The 24,127-nt window shown below is 41.1% G+C and carries 17 protein-coding genes, 1 tRNA gene and 1 pseudogene; 9 read left to right on the top strand and 10 right to left on the bottom strand.

The annotated features are described in order from the left end of the window. Window positions 1-94: 94 nt before the first annotated feature. Window positions 95-448, bottom strand: a pseudogene (locus V7L20_RS03325) (ATP-binding protein); the annotation flags it as partial. Window positions 449-740: 292 nt separating this feature from the next. Here V7L20_RS03325 and leuC point away from each other — a divergent pair. From leuC to V7L20_RS03345, 4 genes are all read left to right on the top strand, one after another. Next, a complete protein-coding gene (leuC, locus tag V7L20_RS03330; protein WP_334742703.1) occupies window positions 741-2,144 on the top strand; it encodes a 3-isopropylmalate dehydratase large subunit in 1,404 nt (467 codons plus the stop codon). A gap of 136 nt (window positions 2,145-2,280) precedes the next feature. Beyond that, window positions 2,281-2,889, top strand: coding sequence for a 3-isopropylmalate dehydratase small subunit (gene leuD / locus V7L20_RS03335; protein ID WP_334742704.1), 609 nt, complete (start codon window positions 2,281-2,283; stop codon window positions 2,887-2,889). A gap of 105 nt (window positions 2,890-2,994) precedes the next feature. Then, window positions 2,995-4,917 carry a DUF4209 domain-containing protein gene (locus V7L20_RS03340; RefSeq protein WP_334742705.1) on the top strand — a complete coding sequence of 641 codons (1,923 nt, stop codon included), beginning with the start codon at window positions 2,995-2,997 and terminating at the stop codon, window positions 4,915-4,917. Beyond that, entirely contained in the window at window positions 4,914-5,246 is a 333-nt protein-coding gene (locus V7L20_RS03345) for a type II toxin-antitoxin system VapC family toxin (protein WP_334742706.1), read from the top strand. The genes V7L20_RS03340 and V7L20_RS03345 overlap by 4 nt, the downstream gene beginning before the upstream one ends. A 551-nt stretch (window positions 5,247-5,797) precedes the next feature. Here the strand turns inward: V7L20_RS03345 and V7L20_RS03350 are convergent. Next, entirely contained in the window at window positions 5,798-6,988 is a 1,191-nt protein-coding gene (locus V7L20_RS03350) for an FAD-dependent oxidoreductase (protein ID WP_334742707.1), read from the bottom strand. 292 nt (window positions 6,989-7,280) lie between these two features. Continuing rightward, window positions 7,281-7,427, bottom strand: a complete 147-nt coding sequence (locus V7L20_RS03355) for a hypothetical protein (protein WP_334742708.1) — start codon at window positions 7,425-7,427, stop codon at window positions 7,281-7,283. A gap of 592 nt (window positions 7,428-8,019) precedes the next feature. Here V7L20_RS03355 and V7L20_RS03360 point away from each other — a divergent pair. Then, window positions 8,020-9,126, top strand: coding sequence for a sulfate ABC transporter substrate-binding protein (locus V7L20_RS03360; RefSeq protein ID WP_334742709.1), 1,107 nt, complete (start codon window positions 8,020-8,022; stop codon window positions 9,124-9,126). Between the two features lie 8 nt (window positions 9,127-9,134). Here the strand turns inward: V7L20_RS03360 and V7L20_RS03365 are convergent, their stop codons facing one another. The 3 genes from V7L20_RS03365 to V7L20_RS03375 all read right to left on the bottom strand — a co-directional run bounded on the left by V7L20_RS03365 (window position 9,135) and on the right by V7L20_RS03375 (window position 11,553). Next, on the bottom strand, window positions 9,135-10,541 hold the full coding sequence (locus V7L20_RS03365; protein ID WP_334742710.1) for a lysophospholipid acyltransferase family protein: 1,407 nt from the start codon (window positions 10,539-10,541) through the stop codon (window positions 9,135-9,137). A gap of 104 nt (window positions 10,542-10,645) precedes the next feature. Beyond that, window positions 10,646-11,092: a DUF2127 domain-containing protein gene (locus V7L20_RS03370; RefSeq protein ID WP_334742711.1), complete on the bottom strand. Its 447-nt coding sequence runs from the start codon at window positions 11,090-11,092 to the stop codon at window positions 10,646-10,648. Between the two features lie 388 nt (window positions 11,093-11,480). Next, window positions 11,481-11,553: transfer RNA gene (locus V7L20_RS03375), tRNA-Ala, on the bottom strand. Window positions 11,554-11,624: 71 nt separating this feature from the next. Here V7L20_RS03375 and trhO point away from each other — a divergent pair. Next, a complete protein-coding gene (gene trhO, locus V7L20_RS03380) occupies window positions 11,625-12,542 on the top strand; it encodes an oxygen-dependent tRNA uridine(34) hydroxylase TrhO (RefSeq protein ID WP_334742712.1) in 918 nt (305 codons plus the stop codon). Between the two features lie 29 nt (window positions 12,543-12,571). Here trhO and V7L20_RS03385 read toward each other — a convergent pair whose 3' ends face one another. From V7L20_RS03385 to V7L20_RS03400, 4 genes are all read right to left on the bottom strand, one after another. Further along, entirely contained in the window at window positions 12,572-14,089 is a 1,518-nt protein-coding gene (locus V7L20_RS03385) for a hybrid sensor histidine kinase/response regulator (protein WP_334742713.1), read from the bottom strand. Window positions 14,090-14,099: 10 nt separating this feature from the next. Next, window positions 14,100-16,895, bottom strand: a complete 2,796-nt coding sequence (locus tag V7L20_RS03390) for a PAS domain S-box protein (protein ID WP_334742714.1) — start codon at window positions 16,893-16,895, stop codon at window positions 14,100-14,102. A gap of 367 nt (window positions 16,896-17,262) precedes the next feature. Continuing rightward, window positions 17,263-18,795 carry a SagB/ThcOx family dehydrogenase gene (locus tag V7L20_RS03395; protein WP_334742814.1) on the bottom strand — a complete coding sequence of 511 codons (1,533 nt, stop codon included), beginning with the start codon at window positions 18,793-18,795 and terminating at the stop codon, window positions 17,263-17,265. Window positions 18,796-19,028: 233 nt separating this feature from the next. Continuing rightward, on the bottom strand, window positions 19,029-19,877 hold the full coding sequence (locus tag V7L20_RS03400; protein WP_334742715.1) for a M28 family peptidase: 849 nt from the start codon (window positions 19,875-19,877) through the stop codon (window positions 19,029-19,031). Between the two features lie 312 nt (window positions 19,878-20,189). Here V7L20_RS03400 and dnaK point away from each other — a divergent pair, with 312 nt between their 5' ends. From dnaK to V7L20_RS03415, 3 genes are all read left to right on the top strand, one after another. Continuing rightward, window positions 20,190-22,268, top strand: a complete 2,079-nt coding sequence (dnaK, locus tag V7L20_RS03405; protein WP_334742716.1) for a molecular chaperone DnaK — start codon at window positions 20,190-20,192, stop codon at window positions 22,266-22,268. A 146-nt stretch (window positions 22,269-22,414) separates the two neighbouring features. Next, the gene (locus V7L20_RS03410) at window positions 22,415-23,410 is read left to right on the top strand and encodes a J domain-containing protein (protein ID WP_334742717.1); all 996 of its coding nucleotides are present in this window, start codon (window positions 22,415-22,417) and stop codon (window positions 23,408-23,410) included. A gap of 200 nt (window positions 23,411-23,610) precedes the next feature. Beyond that, window positions 23,611-23,976 carry a CHAT domain-containing protein gene (locus tag V7L20_RS03415; protein ID WP_334742815.1) on the top strand — a complete coding sequence of 122 codons (366 nt, stop codon included), beginning with the start codon at window positions 23,611-23,613 and terminating at the stop codon, window positions 23,974-23,976. Window positions 23,977-24,127 lie beyond the last annotated feature (151 nt).

Here is a 24,127-nt window from a genome sequence, read left to right on the forward strand (position 1 = left end):
CCTGTTAGAGCAAGTTCTGACGGTGAATGAAGAATCCCCAGCCTTTACGACTAAGTGAGCGAAGCGAAACTTAGTCAGGCTGGGGAGTGTCAACCAGACTTTGACTTACACGACGAGCGATCGCTAGCAGCACATCAGCAATATCGACATCGGTCATTTCCAAGTCATCACTAGACTCAAAATAGACTACATGAAAACCTAACTTTTCTAGTTCTGCCTGTAACCGTAATAGTTCTGTCGATTTCCCACAACCAATATGTCCAGTAAATAAAGTGCAAGTGGGTTCATTCGGTTTAAAAAAAGTAATTTTCTGCTTCAGCCTGCCAAGAATATCACCACCCCGGACTGAGGAAAAATCTATATAATACTTGCCATCAGAGCTATTGCTGACAAACAGAGTTCTGCTGGGATCGCTAGCCTGATAAAATTCCCGTAAATCTATGGGCATAATGCTGGTAGTGCAATTATCTCGTATTGTCCTAGATATCCTTGTTCATAAGGATAAAGTTATTTACATCATTGCATCTCAATATTTCGGATAATTTTCTTTACTCTGTGATCTGTGCGCCTCTGCGGTAGCCTGCGGCAAGCCACTGCGCGTCTACGTTAAAGAAGAATAAAACCACAGAGGCGCAGAGGGCACAGAGAAATAAAATGTAACTAATATGAAGTGATGTGGAAAAACTTAGACTATTTTTTGATACTATTTAAGTCCGGACTCCTTAAATATTGATTGACGTATGAGCAAAGGTACCCTGTTTGACAAAGTTTGGGACTTACACACCGTTGGTACACTTCCCTCAGGGCTGACGCAACTATTTATCGGGCTTCATCTAATTCATGAAGTCACCAGTCCCCAAGCCTTTGCTATGTTACGCGAGAGGGATCTAAAAGTACTGTTTCCAGATCGGACTGTGGCCACAGTCGATCATATTGTGCCCACAGAAAATCAGGCGCGTCCCTTTGCCGATGACTTGGCAGAGGAAATGATTCAGGCGCTGGAAAATAACTGTCAAGAAAATGGCATTAATTTTTATAATATTGGTTCTGGCAGTCAGGGTATAGTTCACGTCATCGCTCCAGAACTTGGGCTGACCCAACCCGGAATGACGATCGCTTGTGGAGATAGTCACACATCAAGTCATGGCGCATTTGGTGCGATCGCATTTGGGATTGGTACTAGCCAAGTCCGGGATGTTCTCGCTTCCCAAACCCTCGCCCTCTCAAAACTGAAAGTCCGCAAAATCGCAGTTTACGGCACTCTCAACCCTGGTGTTTACGCCAAAGATGTAATTTTACATATCATCCGCTCACTTGGTGTTAAAGGTGGCGTGGGCTATGCTTACGAATTTGCCGGTACGACCTTTGAGCAAATGAATATGGAAGAGAGAATGACTGTCTGCAATATGGCGATCGAAGGTGGTGCTAGATGCGGCTACGTCAATCCTGATCAAGTTACCTACGATTACCTCAAAGGCAGAGATTTTGCACCCATTGATGCAGATTGGGATAAAGCAGTAGCTTGGTGGGAATCCATCAAGAGTGATACTGATGCCGAATACGATGATGTAGTGGTATTCGACGCAGCAGAAATTCCTCCTACCGTTACCTGGGGGATTACTCCTGGTCAAGGTATCGGTGTCAACCAGTCAGTACCTCAACCAGAAGAACTGCTGGAAGAAGACCGATTTATTGCCGAAGAAGCTTACCGCTACATGGATTTATATCCTGGTCAAGCAATCAAGGGTACAAAAATTGATGTCTGCTTTATTGGTAGTTGCACCAACGGCAGAATTAGTGATTTGCGAGAAGCGGCAAAAATCGCCAAAGGTCGCCACGTTGCAGAGGGAATCAAAGCCTTCGTTGTCCCTGGTTCGGAAAGGGTGAAGGAAGAGGCAGAAGCTGAAGGATTAGATAAAATCTTTCAAGAAGCCGGATTTGAGTGGCGCGAACCAGGATGTTCCATGTGCTTGGCGATGAACCCCGATAAGCTACAAGGAAGACAAATCAGCGCTTCTTCCTCCAACCGCAACTTTAAAGGAAGACAAGGTTCCTCTTCAGGTCGGACATTGTTAATGAGTCCGGCGATGGTCGCCACTGCTGCGATTAAAGGCGAAGTCTCTGATGTACGCGAGTTACTGTAACCCCATCTTGTGACAAAGAAAACTCTCTTAAACTTTCTTTCTTTCCTTTGCGTTCTTTGCGACGGCAGTCGCTACAACGGGGGGAACCCCCGCAACGCGCTGCCTCTTCTTTGCGGTTCGTTTCTTATATAAATCTATGGTGAGTGAAGTAAAAACAGTTTCAGGGCGCGGTATCCCCTTAGTGGGCAATGATATAGATACCGATCGCATTATTCCGGCGCGATATTTGAAAGCCGTTACCTTTGATGGGTTAGGCGAAGGCGCGTTTATCGATGACCGGACAGCACTTAAAGGCGAACATCCCTTCGATCAACCCCAGTACCAAGGCGCGAATATTTTAATAGTCAATCGTAACTTTGGCTGTGGCTCATCACGGGAACACGCACCCCAAGCGATCGCCAAATGGGGAATCCAAGCTTTAATCGGTGAAAGCTTTGCGGAAATCTTTTTTGGTAACTGTGTGGCAATGGGTATACCTTGTGTGACAGCTGATGCTGTTACTATTAAACAACTACAAGATTTAGTCGCTGCCAATCCTCAAGCTGCCGTAACAGTGAATTTGGAAACCTTGCAAGTGCAAATTGATGATTATATTGTTTCAGTTGCGATCGGTGAAGGTACAAGAAGCACATTTATTTCTGGAACTTGGGACGCTTGCGGTCAGTTAGTAGCTAACGCTGACCAAGTTCAGGCAACAGCTACAAAATTACCCTACGTCGGTTGGGGCAATTTAGCCGCGAGTTAATATTCTCTCGTTCCCTGGCTCTGCCGGAGAATGTTAATTTATAGATTTTACCTACTCTTATTTCAGATTTGGCATAGTAGACATATAGCTCAGTAATTCTAGACTATGCCATTAATAAACCCTCCTCTTACTAAAGAAGATTTTATTAACTCTCGCTGGCAGGACGTGATTAATAGTAGCGAGAGAAAAGAATGTAGTGCTTATAACAGAGTTTTCTGGAACAAGGCACGGGAAGCAAAAGAGGCAGGAAATGTTAGAGAACAGTATGTCTTTGAGATTTTGGCGTTCATAACCGATGCTGCAATCAAGCCAGAATCAACAGAGGAGTTTTTTGCTAAAGTTTTCCAAAATCTTACTGATGAACATTTAAATTTTCTTACTGAAATTGCTCCTGAAGTATCAAATCCAGAACTTCAAGCACGAATTGCGGACATTCTCTGGGTCAAAAAGGGCAATTATCAAATGTCACGGTTAGCTGTTACAGCCTACTTACAATCTGCCGCAGAATTAGAAGATCCTGAAAAATGGAGTCGGTGTTTCGAGAGGATTGAAAGAGCGCTTCGGCTAGCACGCAAAATTAATTATCAACCTGAATTAGTTGTTGCACATATAGAGGCAGTTCTTAATCGCTACAACGGAGAAGATCCACTGTGGTTGTCAGTAAAGCTTATGAAGCTTTTGCAAGAATACAAACTCGGTAATCCAACTAAATATGCTGCTCTGGCTGAGAAAGCAGCAATTATAGCAGAATCTTCCCAAGACTGGGATAAGGCAAGAAACTACTGGGAAATTAAAGCAGAATGGCATCGCATTGACAAAAATGCTGAACAGACACACGCAGCACGAATGCTTGCTGCCGAAACTTATGTAAAGGAAGCTAAAGATTCATTGACAAAACACCCTCAGCCTTATTCAAAGGCATCAGATGATTTACAAAAGGCGTTAGAAGCATTTGAAATATTAAAAAGCCAAGGTACAGAGGAAGGAAAAGCAGCAGCAAAAGCTAGATATGAGGAAGTTCGTAAGCTTCTACCAGAGTATCAAAAACAATCCTTGAATGAGTTAATAACAGTATCTTCTCAGTTTAATATCAGCGCTGAGGTAGAACTAGCTAGAACCTATGTTAAAGGCAAAAAATTTCAAGATGCAATATTTGCCTTAGTTCTTTTGGGAATTCCACCTAAAGTTTCATACCTTCAGCAGAGCGTGGAGAAGACACCTTTGTTGTTTCAGTTCATGCCAATAACAATTATGAATGAGATGAGTAAGGTTGTAGCCCGTCAATCTAGTAATTCAGATGAAGCAGAGAAAGCAATTCGTTTTGAGATGTACAGGAATGCAGTTCTCTATCACAAACTTTACGCCCAAGCTTACATTGAGCCAGCTAGGGATCAAATAAATCTGGAACATAGTGTAGAAGTAAAAGACTTATTTCCATTTGTTTCAAACAACCTCTTTGTACCTCCTGGGAGAGAATATCAGTTTGCAAAAGGGCTTTACGCTGGACTAATCGGAGACTTTTTCACATCCACTCATATTCTCATTCCTCAAATTGAAAATTCTATCCGTTATTTACTCCGAAGGCAGGGTGCGTTACCCTCAAAAATTGACATCAATAAGGGAATTGAAGATGAGCGTGATTTGAATACTACTCTTTTTCCCCGCAACTATCCACAAATAAACTCAATTTTTGATGAAGACACACTTTTTGATCTCCAAGGTTTGTTAATTGAGCGTTTTGGTTCAAATTTAAGAAATCGCATGGCTCACGGTTTAATTAATGATAGTGAGTTCAACAGCCCTATTATGTCTTACTTCTGGTGGGTCACATTACGGCTTTGTTGTTTGCCAATGTTGAAACATGAACAGCAGGTTGAAGAGTCCAATCCTTGGGTAAAATTTGATGGTATTTTCAAAGATGACCCGCTTTTTGATGATTTTGTAGAAGATATGGATGCAAATCGACGTGAATTAGATGCAGAGGTCGCTGCTTCTGAAGCTTCTTTAGAGGAGAATCAGTCAGCTTGAGCCAATATATCCTCGATACTGATCATGTTACTCTTTCTCAACATGGTAATTCTAAAATTATACAACGCGCTCAAGCTGTCGGAAGTTCCAACATATTTATTACAACAGTTACACTCGAAGAACAGTTGAAAGGTAGACTAGCTTCTATTAGCAAGTGTGCTACTAAACCAGAACTGCTAGTAGTTGCTTATCGAAATCTGCGAATAACTCAGATTTACTTTTGTAGTATGAATTTGCTAGATTTTGATGAGGCAGCATACAATTGCTACCAAAGTTTGCGCCAGCAAAAAATCCAGATAGGTACGCAAGACTTAAGAATTGCTGCGTAGGCGTAGCCAGCACTTCGACAAAGCTCAGTGACCACCGTAGGCATCGCTCTCGCCAAGGGAGCAATTCTTGTTACGCGTAATCACAAAGACTTTAGCAAAGTTCCTAATTTATCTCTTTAGGACTTACGCAAAAACCCTCTCAAACTCTCATTTCTCCGTGACCTCTGCGCCCTCTGTGGTTCGTTTTCCGTAACCTGTGCGTAAGTCCTACTCTTCAGGATTGGACTATGGAGGGATATTCTTAAAAGATGGACATCGCATACACAACAATAATTTATCTGCATACCCTGCGAAATATATAATATAAATTTCTTATCTAATAAAAATTAATATTTTGATTAAGTTGTGTTGATTTTACGCGAATAATTCTCAACTATTCCACTAATTTGTTATGTTTGAAGGCTTGACTAAAAACAGTCACTTTTGATATTCTCAAATGACTCGATAAAATTAGGGATAATTATAACTTTTTAAGGTAATTGCTCAGATTTTTGTTGCTACTTTGAAAAAAGTAGCCTTAGCGATCGCAATCTAATTTGTAACACTAAGATTTAACTTGTTACAGCTGGCTTGTAATCATACAACCATTTATAAAAATCTTCGTTGAGCGTCATTTGCCGTTGCTGTGTCTGTTCAGGAGATGTGAATGTGTCGTCATAGTAGCGCATCTCCCCCCAAGCACTGCGAGCTTGGATGATTTTTGTCCGCTCAATGCGACGCTGTTCGTAACTAGTTAAAGCTTCTTGAAGATTAGCTGACTGGGAAAAACACTCTTGCAGTTCGTATGCGTCTTCAAAAGTGGTATTAGCTCCCTGTGCCATAGCAGGTGCCATCGGATGGGCGGCATCACCTAAAAGAGTTACTCTGCCTTGGCTCCAATGGGTTAAGGGTGGGCGATCGCAAATCGGCCCCTCCCAAATTTGCTCGGCTGGTGTCGCTTCGACCATCGCCCGAAAGGATTCGTCCCAGTCGGCTAATTCATGGAGAATGCGAGATTTTACTTCCTCAGCACTGTGAGAAAGGGAATACTCAGGCGATAACTTCCGGCTAATCCAACTGGTATAGCCGCCACCCACATTGAGAATGTACATAAACTGTTTATTGCCTTTGACAAAAACTAGTTCATAGTCATTAAATAGCTCGTGGTGATATTTGATGACGGCACGCCAACACATACTACCGATATAATTAGGCTTACCCTCGCCAAATAAAGTTTCTCTAATTACAGAGTTGACGCCATCAGCCCCAATCAGCAAATCTGCATATACCGATTTTTCGCCATCAAAATGAATTTCCACACCGTTTTCATCTTGCTTAAAGCCGATGCAGTGATGATTGAGGTGAATGATGTCAGATGGCAATCTAGACGCTATAACTTGCTGCAAACGATACCACCAAACAGTCAACAACGGTTGTCCGTATTGCTCCAAGTATTTGGTTGCGTTAGTTCGGATTGTTTCTCCCTGAATATTCTTTAAAACTGTGTGGTGAACCTCACATCCTGAACTTTTGAGGGTTTCGACAATTCCCGGTGCGATCGCATCTAAAAAATTCAAGCCATTAGGAGCTAGTCCTAGTCCAGTTCCAGCCGGACGAAATTCTTGGGCTTTTTCATATACTTGAACGTCTATCCCTTGGCTTATCAGTGCTATTGCAGCAGCCAAACCGCCTGGGCCAGCACCGACAATAGCAACTTTCTCTACTATCGGTTTGGATAATTTTTGAGTTAGATTTGTGTTCATATTCTGAGGTTAATTCTATGAGTTAAAAATATCAGAATATTATATCAAATAAAAGATATAGATTGATGTTTTTATTATATTTGATGAGCTTGATGACAATTTATTATCTGAATTAAGCTCCGATGAAGTCTCTGAAATTATTGGAGTTTTACAGTTCTCAATGATTAAAAGGGTACGAGAGCTTTTTATACTTTTGGAACGTTTGTACAGGCAGAACGCCAACTTTTATAACCTGGAGAAAGCACTGATTATGATGGACAATATATTTTATATAATTCTTCAATAAGCGCATTTATACCAATTCTCTATAAGCTTGTACTAAATAATTACCTCTATCTTCCTTGGCGTTCTTGGCGGTTCGTTTTTCAAGATTAAGTGCATCTTCATGGAGAATTGGTATTAGACCAATATTATCATCGAAACTCGATTCAGATGACATAGTAAGTTTTCGTCGGGAGCAAAATACAATAACTCTTGGTACTGGATTTACAACTCTTGCTCTCACTGCTGAAGGCTAAAAACTAAAACTGGCGTAGGTTGGGGAGCCACTGCACCCTTGCGGTTTTCCCTATGAGCAACTCGCGTGCGAATTCTATTCGCCTTGGCTGTGCCTCTAGTACGTGGTCTATTTACCGAAAATAGCTGTAAAACATGATCAAAACGCCCAACTCATCATAATACAGGTGGGTTAGGCTAAACCCAAACCCTGAAGAGTTAGGAGGCTGGGACGAGATTCAGGCGAAATTATTTGATAAAGATGCAATTTATGACAAAATTCGAGCGAAAAAGTCAACTTAAGGTTAAAAGAGTGGTTAAAAACCGTGTCTAAACAGTCAAAACCCGCGCAGGCAGGTTTTAGTTTAAATTTAGGTTAATAAAAAATTATTTATTCTTAACCACTGTTTTATAATGCCCCTTAACTACAGCATCTTGCTCAAGTTATCGCAGATTAAGGGGAAAATTTGATGAACCAGGGGCAACGTACTCCGAAATCAAGAAGATATTTGACTGAATTAGTTCAGACATATATTATGAAAGCTTTGCACACTGCCAGACAGTGGCGCGTACAACTAATCCGATGGTTGTATAAGTATTCTTCGTGGGGTGTTGCGTCTCTATTCTTAGTCGGACTTAGCTTAAGTATCGTGATGGCTGCCTGCTCTCCACGTAATATTGATAATACTGGTAATGCTGGCGCAGCTTCCCAGAGTGATGTAACTCTAACGTTTGTTTCTTACTCGGTTACTAGTGCAGCATACCAGCAGATTATTCCCAAATTTATCGAACAGTGGAAGAAAGAACATAACCAAAACGTCACTTTCAATCAAAGCTATGATGGCTCAGGTTCCCAAACTCTTGCCGTGATTGACGGTAAAGAAGCTGATGTGATACACCTGTCACTTGCTCTTGATATTAATAAACTTGTTCAGGCAGGTTTTATTCAATCGGGATGGGAAAAAGAAGCACCTAATGATGCAATTGTGACCAAATCTGTAGACGCGATCGCTATCCGTGAAGGTAATCCCAAAAATATCAAAACTTGGGCAGATTTGGCACGAGATGGCGTAAATGTGATGATGCCTGACCCCAGAACCTCTGGCGGCGCTCGCTGGAATTTCCTTGGTCTGTGGGGTTCTGTGACAAAAACCGGCGGAAATGAAAATCAAGCAATGGACTTTATCTCCAAAGTTTATAATAATGCACCTTTGTTGCCCAAAACTGCTCGCAATGCCAGCGAAGTGTTCTTCAAAGATGGTCAAGGTGATGTTCTGCTCAACTATGAAAATGAGATGATTTTATCGGCACAAAATGGTGAAAAAGTTGCATTTGTTGTGCCTGATGTAAATATCTCCATCGACAATCCTGTTGCTGTTGTAGATAAAAATGTCGATAAACACGGAACTCGCCTGATTGCGGAAGCGTTTATCAAATTTCTTTACACCCCAGACTCGCAACGAGAGTTTAGCAAATTGGGATTTCGTCCTGTTGACTTGACGATCGCCAAAGAAACGGCAGCCAATTTTCCCAAAATTAAAACTATCTTCAAAGCTGAAGATTTAGGAGGCTGGGATGAAATTCAGAAGAAATTCTTTGATGAAGGTGCAATTTTTGACAAAATTCGAGCTAAAAAGTCTTAGAATTTTTGTTATTTAATCATCTTCTCTAAAGCGATTTGCAAATCTTTTGTCAAATCGCTCACACCTTGTCTAGCTGCATAGCGATCGCCTTGAGAATTTTTCCAGCGTTCGGTTACTGAAATTGGCTCTCCCACAGTGATTTGTGCCTCTCGCAAACCTAACCGAGGTCGCCCCGGAAGTGTTGTATCCTGAATTCTAGAAAGCATATCGAATACAAGCAAAGCTGTTTCTGCAAACCGTTCCGCCGTCGGTTGTTCTTGAATATAAGTAGCTGTGACTGCAACAAAACTTTCCACTATCCGCATGTGCCGCATTCGCAAGTCTGCTTCTTGGGCAATCCAGTCTGCCAAACCACGTTTAAAAGGTGGTAAAGCATTGATATCTGGCAAATCTTCCCGATAAATGTAATTCCAGCCAGCCTCTTCCAAGCGACGACAGCGATCGATAGAATTTCCCTGCGCTTGAACTCCAAAATATTGTTCGGCAACTTGTAAAGCCTTATCTAGTAGGCGATGAAGTCGGGCAACCAATACCTGATTAGGACTAGCAGATTCATCAGTTGAGATGGTTTTTGGGATATCTTGATGATAGAAGCGACGATAAAACTCTTCCATCTCGGTAATCAGATATTCAGCCAACCTACAGAGGCGTTGATAGTAAATTTCTTCGCTTTTACCCTGCTCAATTTCTATTGCTGCCAAGCCACTATCAGCTTCTAACTTACTCAGCAGCAAATCCAGTTTAGACCAAGGTGGCTCAACGTAGCGATACTGGATAGCGATCGGTACAATAATCACAGTCTCAGTCCGATTAGCTTTTTGCAAGTCTTCTACACACCAGAACCCCATTTGAGCAACACCAGGTTCTAAGGGGCTAACAATACCACTATGACCATTAGTACCGCCTTCTGGTGCGACTGCGATCGGTAGTTTGCCATTAGCAAACAACTCCCGTGCAGTTTGAATAGCTTGGCGATCTAGTCGCCTACCGCGATGAACCGGCACACCCCCCAACTGTGAAAACAACCAACCCAGCCACTTTCCAGCCCAAATCGTCATACCGCGATCGTAGAGAAAATAGCTGTGAACAAGGGATTGCAGTGTAATATCTTTTTGACGAGCAACCTGTGGCACAATGCGGGAAAGCAAATATTGCATACACAGAGGATCTTCCACCTCTGGATGGCGAAATGCCAGCAAAAAGCGAATTTTCCCAGCCTGAAATTGTTGATAAAGTTCAGCTAATACCTCAACATTCTTGGCTTCAACACGGATAATACCAGCCGTTAGCCAAGGTCGAGTGCGAAACCGTAGTGCGATCGGCAGTAACCACCGAAAAATCTGGAGTACCAGTGGGTTCAAACGTTGGGGAATGAATTTTAATGGTGGTTGAGTAGACTGAATCGATCTAGACAAGTCGCTCTCCAGATTATATTTTTAGCGATTGTACAACGTGGGGTCTTGGTTTTGCGTAAACTCAAAGAGAAGTCTATGCAACGGAAGCCACTTGCTGATAAAAATTAGTTTGGATGTTTAGGAAAATTTCGGAATAAATAGCCAAACACTGCTAAATTCAACACAAGAATCAATATTTTTATCAGAGAAATCCCCCGAATTAATTCATAAATTTCTGGTGGAATACTGATACCGACAAGTCCTAACACCAAGACATGTGCCCAACGCTTTTCGTACCATAAACCAATGGCTTCAATACTAGTAACAATAGCATAGACTCCTGTTCCAATACCGCTAAATGCCAAAGTTCGGGGATTTAAATTGAGAACTTTCTTTAAAAGCCAATCAATAATTATCGATTTACCTTCTAAAACATAATTTTCTGAAAACACCTGTAGAGCTTGATAATTTTTTAATGTCAATAATAAAGCGATCGAAGTAACCATAAGCAGCAAGGCGGTAAATGATTTGTAGAGAACAATTGCCACTAAACCCAATGGACGCTTTTTCAAACAACCTCCTAAGTAAATATAGTAATCCGATTTGATTTTTAAACTTCTTTGCGTGGTGCGCGAAGCGCTATAGGCAGGGAGTTGGCTTGCCGTGACTTGTCCTGAGCTTGTCCTGAGCTTGTCCTGAGCGTAGTCGAAGTAGCATAGCTCAACGGGAGTAGGGAATCAGCCTTTTCCAGCTGAGGGCAAGTTTTTTCAGGGCAATTAAATGCAATAAGTTAATGAGCATTTAAGTTGCATAAAACCAGGGCTAAGGCCCTTACTACAAGCGAATCAGTTTGGAAAAATGAATGGCGATTAGCTTACTAACTTCCCTCTGCCTTAACTTCTTGCCTACCAAGGCTAGCAAAAACCGCAAGCATTGCAAATTAAGATAAATTATATCGAATGGAGGTTAGCGGACTCGAACCGCTGACATCCTGCTTGCAAAGCAGGCGCTCTACCAACTGAGCTAAACCCCCATAAAATTAAAATAGTAGGTAAGTTTGGTTGTCGAAGTTATTGTAACTTATATTGTTCCATTACCAAAGGGATGAAGCCAGAAAATATCCAAGTTGTTGCAGCACTGTATAAATTCGTCAAGCTGCCAGATTTTGCCCAGAAACGAGATCCTTTGCTGTCTTACTGCCAAGCGCAAGATGTGAAGGGGACAATTTTGCTAGCACAAGAAGGCATTAACGGTACAATTGCCGGTTCGCGTCAGGCAATTGATTCTGTTCTTTGGTTTCTGCGTACTGACCTTCGTCTAGCAGACCTAGAATATAAAGAGTCCTATACCGAAACTTTGCCCTTTGAGCGGATGAAGGTGCGGTTAAAGCCTGAAATTGTTACTTTGGGATTGCCTGAAATTGACCCAAATGAACAAGTTGGCACTTATGTCAGTCCTCAGGAATGGAATGATTTGATTTGTAATCCAGAAGTAACCGTGATTGACACCCGAAATGATTATGAGGTGAATATCGGTACTTTCCAAGGAGCAGAAAATCCCCAAACTAGCTCATTCCGGGAATTCCCCGATTATGTGCTACGCCACCTCGACCCAACTAAACACAAAAAAGTTGCTCTGTTTTGTACAGGCGGCATTCGCTGTGAAAAAGCCTCATCCTTCATGCTTGCCCAAGGCTTTGCAGAAGTTTATCATCTCAAAGGCGGGATTCTCAAGTATTTAGAGGAAGTTCCAGCACAGGAAAGTTTATGGAAAGGGGAATGTTTTGTCTTTGACGATCGCGTAGCTGTCAGTCATGGGTTAGAGAAAGGAAGTTATGAGTTGTGCTTCTGTTGTGGATATCCGATTTCTGAGTCAGATAAGGTATCTCCAAAGTATGAACAAGGTATCTCCTGTCCCTATTGTTTTGATAGCCTCACCGAGGATAAAAGAGCGCGTCAGCAGGAAAAATGGCGGCACTACCAAACCCAAGTTCTTAATTTCAAAAATCGGAATGTGAGTTAATCACAAAAGCGAGTTTGAAATGCGATCATTCATGGTTCTTCAGTCAAGGATAATTCGGAATTTAAGGGTAAAATTACTGTGAATGTCGTACCGATTCCAATTTGACTTGTGACGCTGATTTGACCTCTGTGAGCATCAACGCACCTTTTAACGATTACTAATCCTAATCCTGTACCCTGAATTGATTGGACATTTGAGGCTCGATAGAATGACTCAAAAAGTCGCGCTTGGTCTGATTCGGGAATGCCTATACCTTGATCTTGAATATAAAAGATTGCTACTTTATTAATCGGGTCGCAGATTAAATCAAACTGAATCTTTCCACCTGTTGGAGAATATTTAACAGCGTTTGAAAGTAGGTTTTCAAACAGGTAATGTAAGAGTCCTTCATCCATTACAGCGTCGGTGCGATCGCTATGACAGGTAAAAACAATTTCATACACGCTACTTTCAACAATAGAAAAATCTTCAATTAACTCTCGACAAAATTTTTCTAAGTTAAGTGGCACAGGGTTGTATACGAGTTTTTCTGCTTCCGCTCGACCCATAAATAACACCTCTTCCATCAGTTTTTCTAGAGATTGCACAGCACCTTGAATTCGCTTTAAATAGATGGCTCTTTTTGCATCTGTCAAATTCGCTCCTTGCATTTCTATGAGTTCTACTGCTGTTTGAATAACAGTCAAGGGATTACGGAACTCATGAGATACGGTCGAGATAAATAAAGACTTGAGACGATTAAGTTCTTGCTCTTTCTGCAATGCTTGCTCTAGCAATTTTGTTTGGCGTCGTTCACTAAGATCCCAGAAAACAATTACTACACCATTTATCTGGTTAAATCGTCGCTTTAGTGGTGAAGCACTATCGCCAATTGGAACTCTTTTTCCGTCTCTTGTAATCAGAGATGTGAATTCCCCTAAATAAACAACCTGTTGCTCTTGCAACACTTTTGTTACCGGGTTTTCTAATGTAGTCCCTGTAACTTCATCGACAATATGAAAAATCTTCGCCGCTTCATTTCCTAAAGCATCTTTTTGCTGCCAGCCAGTCAGCGCTTCAGCTGCGGGATTCATGAATGTCATTATTCCCTGCTCATCTGTAGCGATTACGGCATCACTCATTGAATTTAAAAGGGTTGCTAACTGATCTCGATTTTCTCGCAGTTCACGCTCTAATTGGTGTTGTAGAAGACCGATTTCGATCGCTATTCTTAAATCTTTTATAGTAAAGGGTTTAACAATATATCCGAAAGGTTGAGTAATTTTGGCTCTTTCTAAAGTATGATCGTCACCATAAGCAGTTAAAAAAATTACAGGAACGTCTAACTGCTCACGAATCAGACTGGCAGTAGCAATACCGTCTATCTCACCTTTAAGAATAATATCCATTAATACTAGCTCTGGTTGAGTTTCCGATGCCTTGGCAATGGCAACTTTTCCAGATGAAGCTGTACCCGTAACAATGTATCCTAGTTGACTGAGTTGGCTGGCAATAGTTCTAGCCACAATCACTTCATCTTCAACGACTAAAATCCTAGCTTGACCCATTTGATATTTACTAATGCAAAGTTAACTGCGTAAATTGAATTTTGAATACTGTTCCATGATTGCGTTCTATAGTAATGTCACCTTCTAGTTGTTCTGTAACCAAGTCATATACTAACGACAGTCCCAAAGAATCAGTAGTTGTCCAATCTAAATTATCTGGTAAACCAATCCCATTATCTCGGATAGTCATCTCGATCCTATTACCAACATTACGTAAAGCAATACTGATTGTGCCTGCTTCTTGGTTAGGAAAAGCGTGCTTGAGAGCATTGGAGATTAATTCGTTAATAACTAATCCACAAGCAATAGCTTGGTCAACATTCAAACTCACTGAATCTATATCAGTTTCTAGACCAATTTTCCCAGGCCATATTTGATATGAAATTAGCAAGCTTGCTGCCAAATTCTCGATATAGTCAGCAACATCAATTTGCCCAATGTTAGCGGAAGTATATAAATTTTTATGAATTAGAGATATTGATTCAATTCGATTTTGACTTTCTCGAAGGACTTTGATGGCTTCTGGATCTTTGAGTGTTTGAGACTGAAGTTGTAATAAACTAGAGACAATTTGTAAATTATTTTTAACTCGATGATGAACTTCTTTTAATAGAACTTCTTTTTCAGCCAAGGCATTTTTTAACTTGACTTGAGCTTTTTGTCTTTGAACAAGTTCAGTTTGAGCTTGCTCAAGGATGCTGGATTGTTGAATGGCGATCGCTAATTGGACTGTCAGTTGATCGAGCAAATCTAATTGATTTTCTTCCCACTCGCGGTAATCAGAGCATTGGTGAGCAATCAGTAAACCCCAAAGGTGAGAGCCTGGGTTTTGAGAGCTTACTTCTAGTAAAATGGGCACGACTAAATTTGCTTTGACTTCAAACTGTTCTAACAAACGAATATGGCAATCACTTAATCCGGCTTCATAAATATTAGCGATCGCTCGTTTGCGTCTTTGATAATACTCCACTCCTGCGCCTGTTTGAAAACACGTATCATAAATCTGGACGTTCAAAGAAACTGTCCATCCAGGTTCCACCGATTCCGCTACAATCGTGCCGATCATCTCTGGGTTAAACTGATAAACTACCACTCGATCAACCCCAAGTAAATCTCGCACTTCTTGAACTGTTGCATTCAGAATATCTTGGAGATTTAATGATTGACGAATTCGTTGAGCAACGGTTCGCATCAATTGCTCCCGCTCGGCTTGAGCTTTTAGAGCCAGTTCAGTTCGCTTACGTTCTGTGATGTCTTGCCCAATACCGATAATTTGACCATTTGAAAGTTTAACATTAGTCCAAGATGTATCGAGTAAATTACCATTTTTCATCTGAGTTTTGAAATCTCTCCAATTGCTTTGTGCAGACTGAATAAAATTAATTACATACTGTCGATATTCAGGATTAGGATATAGCGCTTCTAGGACATTGGTAGCTTGGAAGCTTTGAAGTTTCCAGCCTAAAACACTTTCCCATTCTTGGTTCACCCATTGAAGTTTACCATTGGTATCAATTAGTGCAATCATCAACGGTATACTTTCAAAAACTATCTGCAAAAACTTATTTTGTTCTTGAAGTTTGGTTTCTAAGCCTTTGCGTTTTGTAATGTCACAAAAAACAGTTAAAATCGCTGCTTCATTATTAAAATTTAAATATTGCAGTGAAGCGATCGCCCAAAAATAAATCCCATCTGCTCTTTTTAATTGAAGTTCATAATTATGAATAAAGCCATATTGATTCAGGGCTTTTAACAGAAATTCTAAATCGGCTGATTTATGATATAAATCTAAAACTTTTCGATTAATTAAATCCTTTGGTAAAAATCGAAAAGTTTTAATTAACTCTGGATTAGCATATAAAATCAACCCGTCAGACACACGCGAAATAATAAAGGGAACAGGAATGGCTTCAGAAATGACTCGAAATCTAGCTTCACTTTCCTGAAGGGTTCTTGCTATTCGTTTGTGTTCTGTTATGTCTCGTATATTAACCAACCGAGCGTTATAACTGGCATAGTCTATTTTATGTGTGACAATTTCAACATCAATAATATCTCCGCATTTTCGCCGATGTTGCCATTGTCCAGCAAAATGTAAGTTAGAGTGCCTTTCTCTTAAATATTCTATGAAGATAGGCACATCTTCTGAAGGTCGAATGTCAGTTATTCGCATTTGCAAAAACTCTTCTCGTGAGTAGCCATAGTGGACAACAGCAGCTTCATTTACATCTAAAAATTGCAGATTATTCTGGTTATATACCCACATTGGATTAGGATTTTTAGAGAAAAGAAGATTAAAACTCCTTTGGCTATCATCAATAACTTTTTGCCGATGTAACTCTAAATATCTAATTACTTGCGCTGCTAACTGTTGTAAAGCTACTTGCTCTTTAACACTCAAATTTCGCGGAAAAAAATCAAGTACACAGAGACTACCTAATGCAAAGCCGCTTGAAGTAATTAGGGGAACACCTGCATAAAAGCGGAAATAATGATTTGATGTTACAAGGGGATTTGTCGCAAACCGTTCATCTGACAAAGTGTCCGAGATGATTAATATTTGATTTTGTAAGATAGTATAACTACCAAAGGAAATACTTCGAGGAACTTCTGATATAGTTACTCCGATTTTCGATTTGAACCATTCCCGCTCTGTATCAACTAAGCTAATAAGAGCGATTGGTGTTTCACAAAAGTTAGCAGCTAGTTGAGCTAGTTCATCAAAAATTTCTTCTGGTGGGGTATCTAAAATTTGATACTGATTCAGTACTTTTAAACGTTGGCTTTCATGCTCTGTAAATAGCATTATTGATTGTGATAAAAAATATTTTGTAGTACTAGATTTAATTTGCGAAAATTTTAAAATATAATTAATTATTTATAAATAATGTGAGTTTTGTAATTTATGAAATTTGCTGAAAATTTAAATGTATAATAGTTGATAATTTTCCATAAAAAAACTTAAGAACAACACCTATGCTTTTTGATAGTTAAGAATAAAAACAAGGGTCTGTACTTAAAGAGATTTGCCAAACAAGTATATATTGGTTCAATTTTCATCGGAATCTGGCAGTGTAAAGTATGTCTGATAGTTTACACTAAGTAAAGACCACTTGTAGATAGACGCAAAGAACATAGAAAAAACTCTCTGCACCTTTGCGCCTCTAGGATTTTTATCTTGGGCGTCCCAAAGTAGTAATGTATAGAACAGCTTCATCAGCAGGGATACCCAAAACTTCATTTACTTGGTCATCAAAAAAACCACCGATACCACTGACGCCTACATTCAGATGTATGGCTGCTAAATTCAAGCGTTGTCCTAAATGACCGGCATCCAGATGTAAGTAACGGTAAACGCGATCGCCATATTGGGCGATCGCAGCTTTCAAATCGGCTGTATGAAACAACACTGCTGCTGCATCCCGCCCTAATTCTTGCCCTAAACAGAGAAAATGTAACTCTCGCCGAAAGTTTTTAAAGCGAATTTGGCGTAATTCTTGGGCTTTGGGTGCGTAATAATAACAACCTGCCTCCAATCCTTTCACTCCGCAAACAGCAATAAATGTTTCTATTAAATTCAAATCAAAGTAATCTGGAGAAATATCTAAACTTTGGTCGATGTAATTTTGCGGTTGGTAAGTGAAATCGAGTAAACCTTTTAATTCATCGAAAGTTAAATCATCACCATTATAAGCGCGGGTAGAGCGTCGCTTATACATAGTGGTTTCTAATTCTGATAGCTTTTGTCCCCAGTTTATCGGTGCACTATTGGTAGGAATTTTCAAACAGAAAGGAAAGTTATATTTATCCTCTAAAGATTTTTCTTGTTTGATAGTTGGTAAATTAAGATTGCCAGTGACACCTGATGGAATCTGGGTGTGTCGATGAAAATATGTCAGCAATTCACCATCGGGGATTTGGGGATAACTGGTTTCGGTAGTGGAAGGAAAAGCAGTACATCCCAATGGTAAATTTTGATTCACATCTAACAAATCTGCCAGAGGTAAGACAGCGATCGCACCTTCTTGTTGCGGATCTATATAAAGCAGATCGTTTACCGATTCATCCACAAAACCGCCGATTAAGTGAGGGCGATAGTCAGTAATCGCACCAGCTAACTCGATATTGCCCAATAGGTGTCCCGCATCTAAAAAAATCCGCCGATAAGCCCGATCTTCATAGCGCCACGCAGAACGATAAAATACCGCAGTCACAATTATTGCTAATTGGGTATTTTCTAGAGAAGGATGCCAGAAACAAGCTGCTTGGAGATTTTGCCAAACATCACTTTCCCAATAATGCATGAGAGAATGAGTGCGACACTGGTAATTATATAGACCGGGTGGAAAGAATGCCGTACCACGGGAAACCACATACACTTCAGCCGGGTATAATCCGCCTGCACTGGGAGCAGCACGTAAATATACCGCGCTACCCATAGAAGGCATTCTCGCTGTTAATCCATAGCTACGAAACAGCAACCGTGAAAGTCTTTGCCACCATTGAGCATCTGAGTTATTAGCAAATCCCTCTGTTTTTTCTTGGATATAGGGTTTGAGATCAAAAGTAGAGCCAATTTTGTACTCTTTGAAAGGCACTGGCTGTTTAGCCCAGTCTAACTGGTGATTTTTGGAGGCGAGAGTCTCAGGATTGTATTTAGTCCGTTCGTGGTAATGCTGGGCAATTGATTGGTGTAATTCTGGCATAGTACTTTTAATATCCTTGGGGCATCCTTTTTTTGATCTTGGCATTCATTAGCCTCATTGTTTCGTGTCAATTCGTACAATCCTCATAGTCTACAAAGTGGTGATTGGTAACAACTGCATTGGGGAATGGAAAATGGGCATCTGGGCAAAAAGAATGTAGAGAAGTAGCACTGCTACCTCTCTACAAGGGTTCTGGATAATGCATATTTAATTTTTGGATATGTCTAATATTTTCACAACCGCCGAATTGCAATTTCCAACCCTTCACATACACCGCTAAGAAAATCTAAATTCAAAGTAGCGATCGCATCACTAGCTTTGTGATAATGTGGATTTCGCAAGAATGCCGTATCTGTCACCATCATTGCCGGATAGCCCAAATCCCAGAAAGGTGCATGATCGCTAAGTCTAGTTTGGGGAACTATTAAACCTCGATTCGGCACAGGTAGCCACTGACTAGGTACGCCAGCCTTGCGAATATTACGGCTCATGCCAATTAAATCAGGCAATGTCCGCAAATTACCAATTAAAGCAATAAAATCGCCTCTGTCTGGGTAGAAGCGTTCCAGAGGAGGGGGGTAACTTTGGGAACCAGGCACAGAATCAGTATAGCCCAGCATTTCTAGGGAGATCATTAAGCGTAGCTGTTGCTTTTGTTCGTGCAACAGCGCTGCATAATCAGCACTACCCAGTAAGCCGTATTCTTCCATATCGAAAGCAACTAGCCTTAAGGGATATCTTATCGCTTGGGCAGCAAACTTCCTGGCTAATTCCAGCAACACCGCCACACCGGTGGCATTATCATCAGCCGCTACTGTTCCCGGAACGCCATCATAATGAGCGCCAATTAAGATAGGTGGCAAATCCTTTTTTTGTCGTCGCCCTTGAGAGGGTAAATTTAATATCAAGTTATTACAAGCTTTTCCCCTGACTTCAAAGGTGTGGATTTCCACACTCCCCCATTGGGAAAATTGCTGGCGAATGTATTCTTGGACAAAAAAATGTCCAGCCGTTGCCATGTAAGGATCGCGTTCTCGCGCAATCTCAGTTAAGGAAGTTTGTAATCGCTCTGTTAAATTCAAATGGTTAAAATAGTTGCAATATTAAGATTTTCCGCCACTCAAAGAAGCAAGTATTATTAAGGTGCATTTACAAACTTGCAGATACAGTACATAGAAGTAGCTGGATAACAAGAATTGAGGCTGCTTGGACATACCAATCATCGTCAATGCTATCCTAGTCTTGCAACTATCTCCTCTAGCTGCACTTCTTAGCTTATTGCCTTAATGATCACTATTATACCATTGAGGTGTTTTCATCTACTAGCACAAAGCTAGAGGTAGTTCCGCCCAATCATAATAAATATATAAGACACTTTAGGAGAAGAGTAACGCATGGGCAAGGTAGTCGGCATCGACTTGGGTACAACCAACTCAGTAGTCGCCGTTATGGAGGGTGGCAAGCCGGTGGTGATTGCCAATGCAGAAGGAATGCGAATAACCCCCTCCGTAGTTGGCTTCAGCAAAGAAGGGGAAAGGGTGGTTGGGCAAATGGCACAGCGACAAACCGTCCTCAATCCCCAAAATACCTTTTTTGCAGTAAAACGCTTCATTGGGCGCAAATATGCCGAACTGAGTCCAGATTCCAAGCGTGTACCCTACACCATCCGCAAGGACGAAGTAGGCAATATTAAAATTGCCTGTCCCCGTCTCAATAAGGATTTCGCTCCAGAAGAAATTTCGGCAATGGTGCTGAAGAAATTGGCCGACGATGCTAGTCGCTATCTGGGTGAATCGGTAACAGGGGCAGTGATTACAGTACCCGCTTATTTTAACGATTCTCAACGCCAAGCAACCCGCGATGCTGGCAGAATTGCCGGTTTGGAGGTGCTACGGATTCTTAATGAACCAACTGCTGCATCTTTGGCTTATGGATTAGATCGGGGTGACACGGAAACTATCTTAGTCTTTGACTTGGGTGGTGGTACTTTTGACGTGTCGATTTTAGAAGTAGGCGATGGGATATTTGAAGTTAAAGCTACCAGTGGAGATACGCAACTTGGTGGTAACGACTTTGACAAAATAATAGTAGATTGGTTAGCAGAGCAATTTCTAGAAGCCGAAGGGGTAGATTTAAGACGCGAGAGACAATCTTTACAACGTCTGATGGAAGCGGCGGAAAAAGCCAAAATAGAGCTTTCTGCTGTCAGCATCACCGAAATTAACTTACCTTTTATTGCTGCCGATCAGGAAGGCCCCAAACATTTGGAAACTCGTCTAACGCGTTCTCAGTTTGAAGGCTTATGTGGTGATTTGGTAGGGCGATTGCGGACACCAGTAAAACGCGCCCTCAAAGATGCCGGACTCTCACCTAGAGACATAGAAGAAGTGGTGTTAGTTGGCGGTTCTACACGGATGCCAATGGTGAAGCAGCTAGTACGGGACTTAATTGGCATAGAACCTAACGAAAACGTCAACCCCGATGAAGTAGTGGGAGTGGGTGCAGCAATTCAAGCAGGTATTCTCGCGGGCGAACTCAAAGATGTGCTACTTTTGGATGTCACACCCCTTTCTATGGGGTTAGAAACCATCGGCGGCGTGATGAAAAAACTTATTCCCCGCAATACCACCATCCCAGTCCGCCGTTCTGATATTTTTTCCACATCGGAAAATAACCAGAATACTGTGGAAATCCACGTAGTCCAGGGCGAACGAGAAATGGCAGCAAACAATAAGTCTTTAGGGCGTTTCAAGCTGTATGGCATCCCGCCAGCGCCACGAGGAATTCCCCAAGTTCAGGTGTCATTTGATATTGATGCTAACGGTATTTTACAGGTAACAGCCCTAGATAGAACCACTGGGCGAGAGCAGAGTATCACCATTCAAGGCGCTTCTACCTTGAACGAGTCGGAAGTGAATCGGATGATTCAGGATGCTCAGAAATACGCCGATGTTGATCGCGAACGTAAAGAAAGGGTAGAAAAGCGGACTCGTTCTGAGGCGTTGATTTTCCAAGCAGAACGACAGCTTAGAGAAGTAGCACTAGAATTTGGTATGCAGTTTGCCCGCAGCCGCCGCCAAAGAATTGATAATATTTGCCGAGACTTAAAAGAGAGTCTTAAGGAAAATAGCGATCGCGGTATTGATCAAGCCTACGCCGATTTGCAAGATGCTCTCTATGAGCTAAATCGGGAAGTCAGGCAAACTTATGCTGAAGATGAAGATGACGACTTGTTTGGTACAATCCGTGACATCTTTACTGGTGATAAAGATAAAGAACGCGACTTTCCTAGAGATACATATCGAGAACGCGACTTATACAGTAAGGACTATGGCAGAGATTACGGTAAAGACTATGGCAGAGACTATAGCCGAGACAGTCGTTCTTCCTCCTATGAAAGCCGTCCGCCACGCAAATCCCGTCCCAGCTACCAAGATAACTGGGATGATGAAGAAGACAATGATTGGTTGTAATACTCTTAATAAAAGTGAGAAATCAGAAGTGAGGAGTGAGGAGTTACAAATTAAATCTTTTAACTCCTAACTCATAATTCCTAACTTCTAAGTGTTGTGTCTTAATTAATTCAAAATCTAAAATCTAAAATTTAAATAACTGAACTATGCAAAATTTGTCGAATTTCCGCGATTACTACGAAATTTTGGGAGTATCTAAAGACGCCTCTGGTGAGGAAATTAAAAAAGTTTATCGGCGGTTAGCAAGGCAATATCACCCCGATCTCAATCCGGGAAACAAAGAATCTGAAGAAAAATTTAAGGATATCGGCGAGGCTTATGAAGTCCTTTCAGACTCAGCCAAGCGATCGCAGTACGACCAGTTTAGCCGCTACTGGAAGCAAAAAGGCTTTGCAGGCAACCCTAAGACGCCAAAGGCTAAAACTTGGCAAAGTGGCGCTAGCGATCGCAACGCCAATCAGGACGTAGATCCAAGCCAATTCTCTGATTTTGAAAGCTTTATTAATCAAGTTATTGGTGTCAAAAATAAAAATGCGGCAAGTAAGTCTAATAATGGCAATAATAGCGATCCGTTTCGTTCCCCCAGAACAAAAGTTGCCTACACAGTTAGCACCCCACCTCGCACTACCCGTCGAGATATAGAAGCCAGATTAACGCTCCCACTAGAAAAAGCTTATCAAGGTGGTAATGAACGCATTCGTTTGGAAGATGGGCGATCGCTAGAAGTTAGTATGCCTCCAGGTATGGTAACAGGTCAAACCATCCGTTTGCGGAATCAAGGCGTTGGTGGTGGCGATTTATACTTGAAAATTACTGTTAATCCTCATCCATTATTTAAGCTAGATGGTTTAAATATCCTCTGCCAAGTACCTGTTACTCCCAGCGAGGCAGTTTTAGGAGGACAGGTAGAAGCACCAACTCTCGATGGCCCTGTAAAAATGACCATCCCTCAAGGAGTTAGGTCGGGTCAAAAATTCCGGCTAGGAAATAAAGGCTACCCTAGCGATGATGGTAAACGTGGCGATCAATTAGTAGAAATTCAAATAGTTACCCCGAAAAACATTAGTCAAGAAGAACGGGAACTGTACGAAAAGTTACGGCAAATTGAAATCTTTAAACCCCGTGCTGATTTACTGAGTTAAGGATAAGGGAGTATATCTCGATTATTTAATGAATCGATATTTACCCTGTATAAATTAATCAAATGAATAGTGAAATTTCCATCAAACGAATCTTAATTTTGGCAGCTAATCCAAAAGGGACAACATAACTGCGTTTAGACGAAAAATCTCGTGAAATTGAAGAAGGGCTACTGCGGTCAAAAGAGCGGAATAAATTTCAAATAAGAACCAAATGGGCAGTTCGTCCTGACGATCTTCGTCGGGCAATGTTAGACTTTGAACCGCAAATTGTTCATTTTTCCGGACATGGTGCAGGTGAGGGAGGATTAGCACTTGAAAACAATCAAGGAGAAGTACAGTTAGTTACAACTAGTTCTCTAGCAAACCTATTTAAGTTGTTTGCAAGTCGGGGAGTGCAGTGTGTTGTTCTAAATACTTGTTATTCAGAAGTCCAAGCAGAGGCTATTGCCCAGCACATAAGCTGTGTGGTGGGTATGAAAAAGGAAATTGGAGATAAAGCCGCCATCAAATTTACAGTAGACACAATTTACGACAAGATACCCAGTTTTGTTTACAGCCAGGAATAAATACTGATAGAACTGTACATGCTGTTAGTCAAGAAAAAATATTACTTTATGATGAATTAAAAAATGAGATGTATTCGTATATAGACAAAATAAGGGAATTATACGAGGCATATAGACACTTAGTAAAAAAATACTGATAATATAATCCATA

It is taken from the genome of Nostoc sp. (assembly GCF_036916735.1).
In the GTDB taxonomy this organism is placed as follows: Bacteria; Cyanobacteriota; Cyanobacteriia; order Cyanobacteriales; family Nostocaceae; genus Nostoc.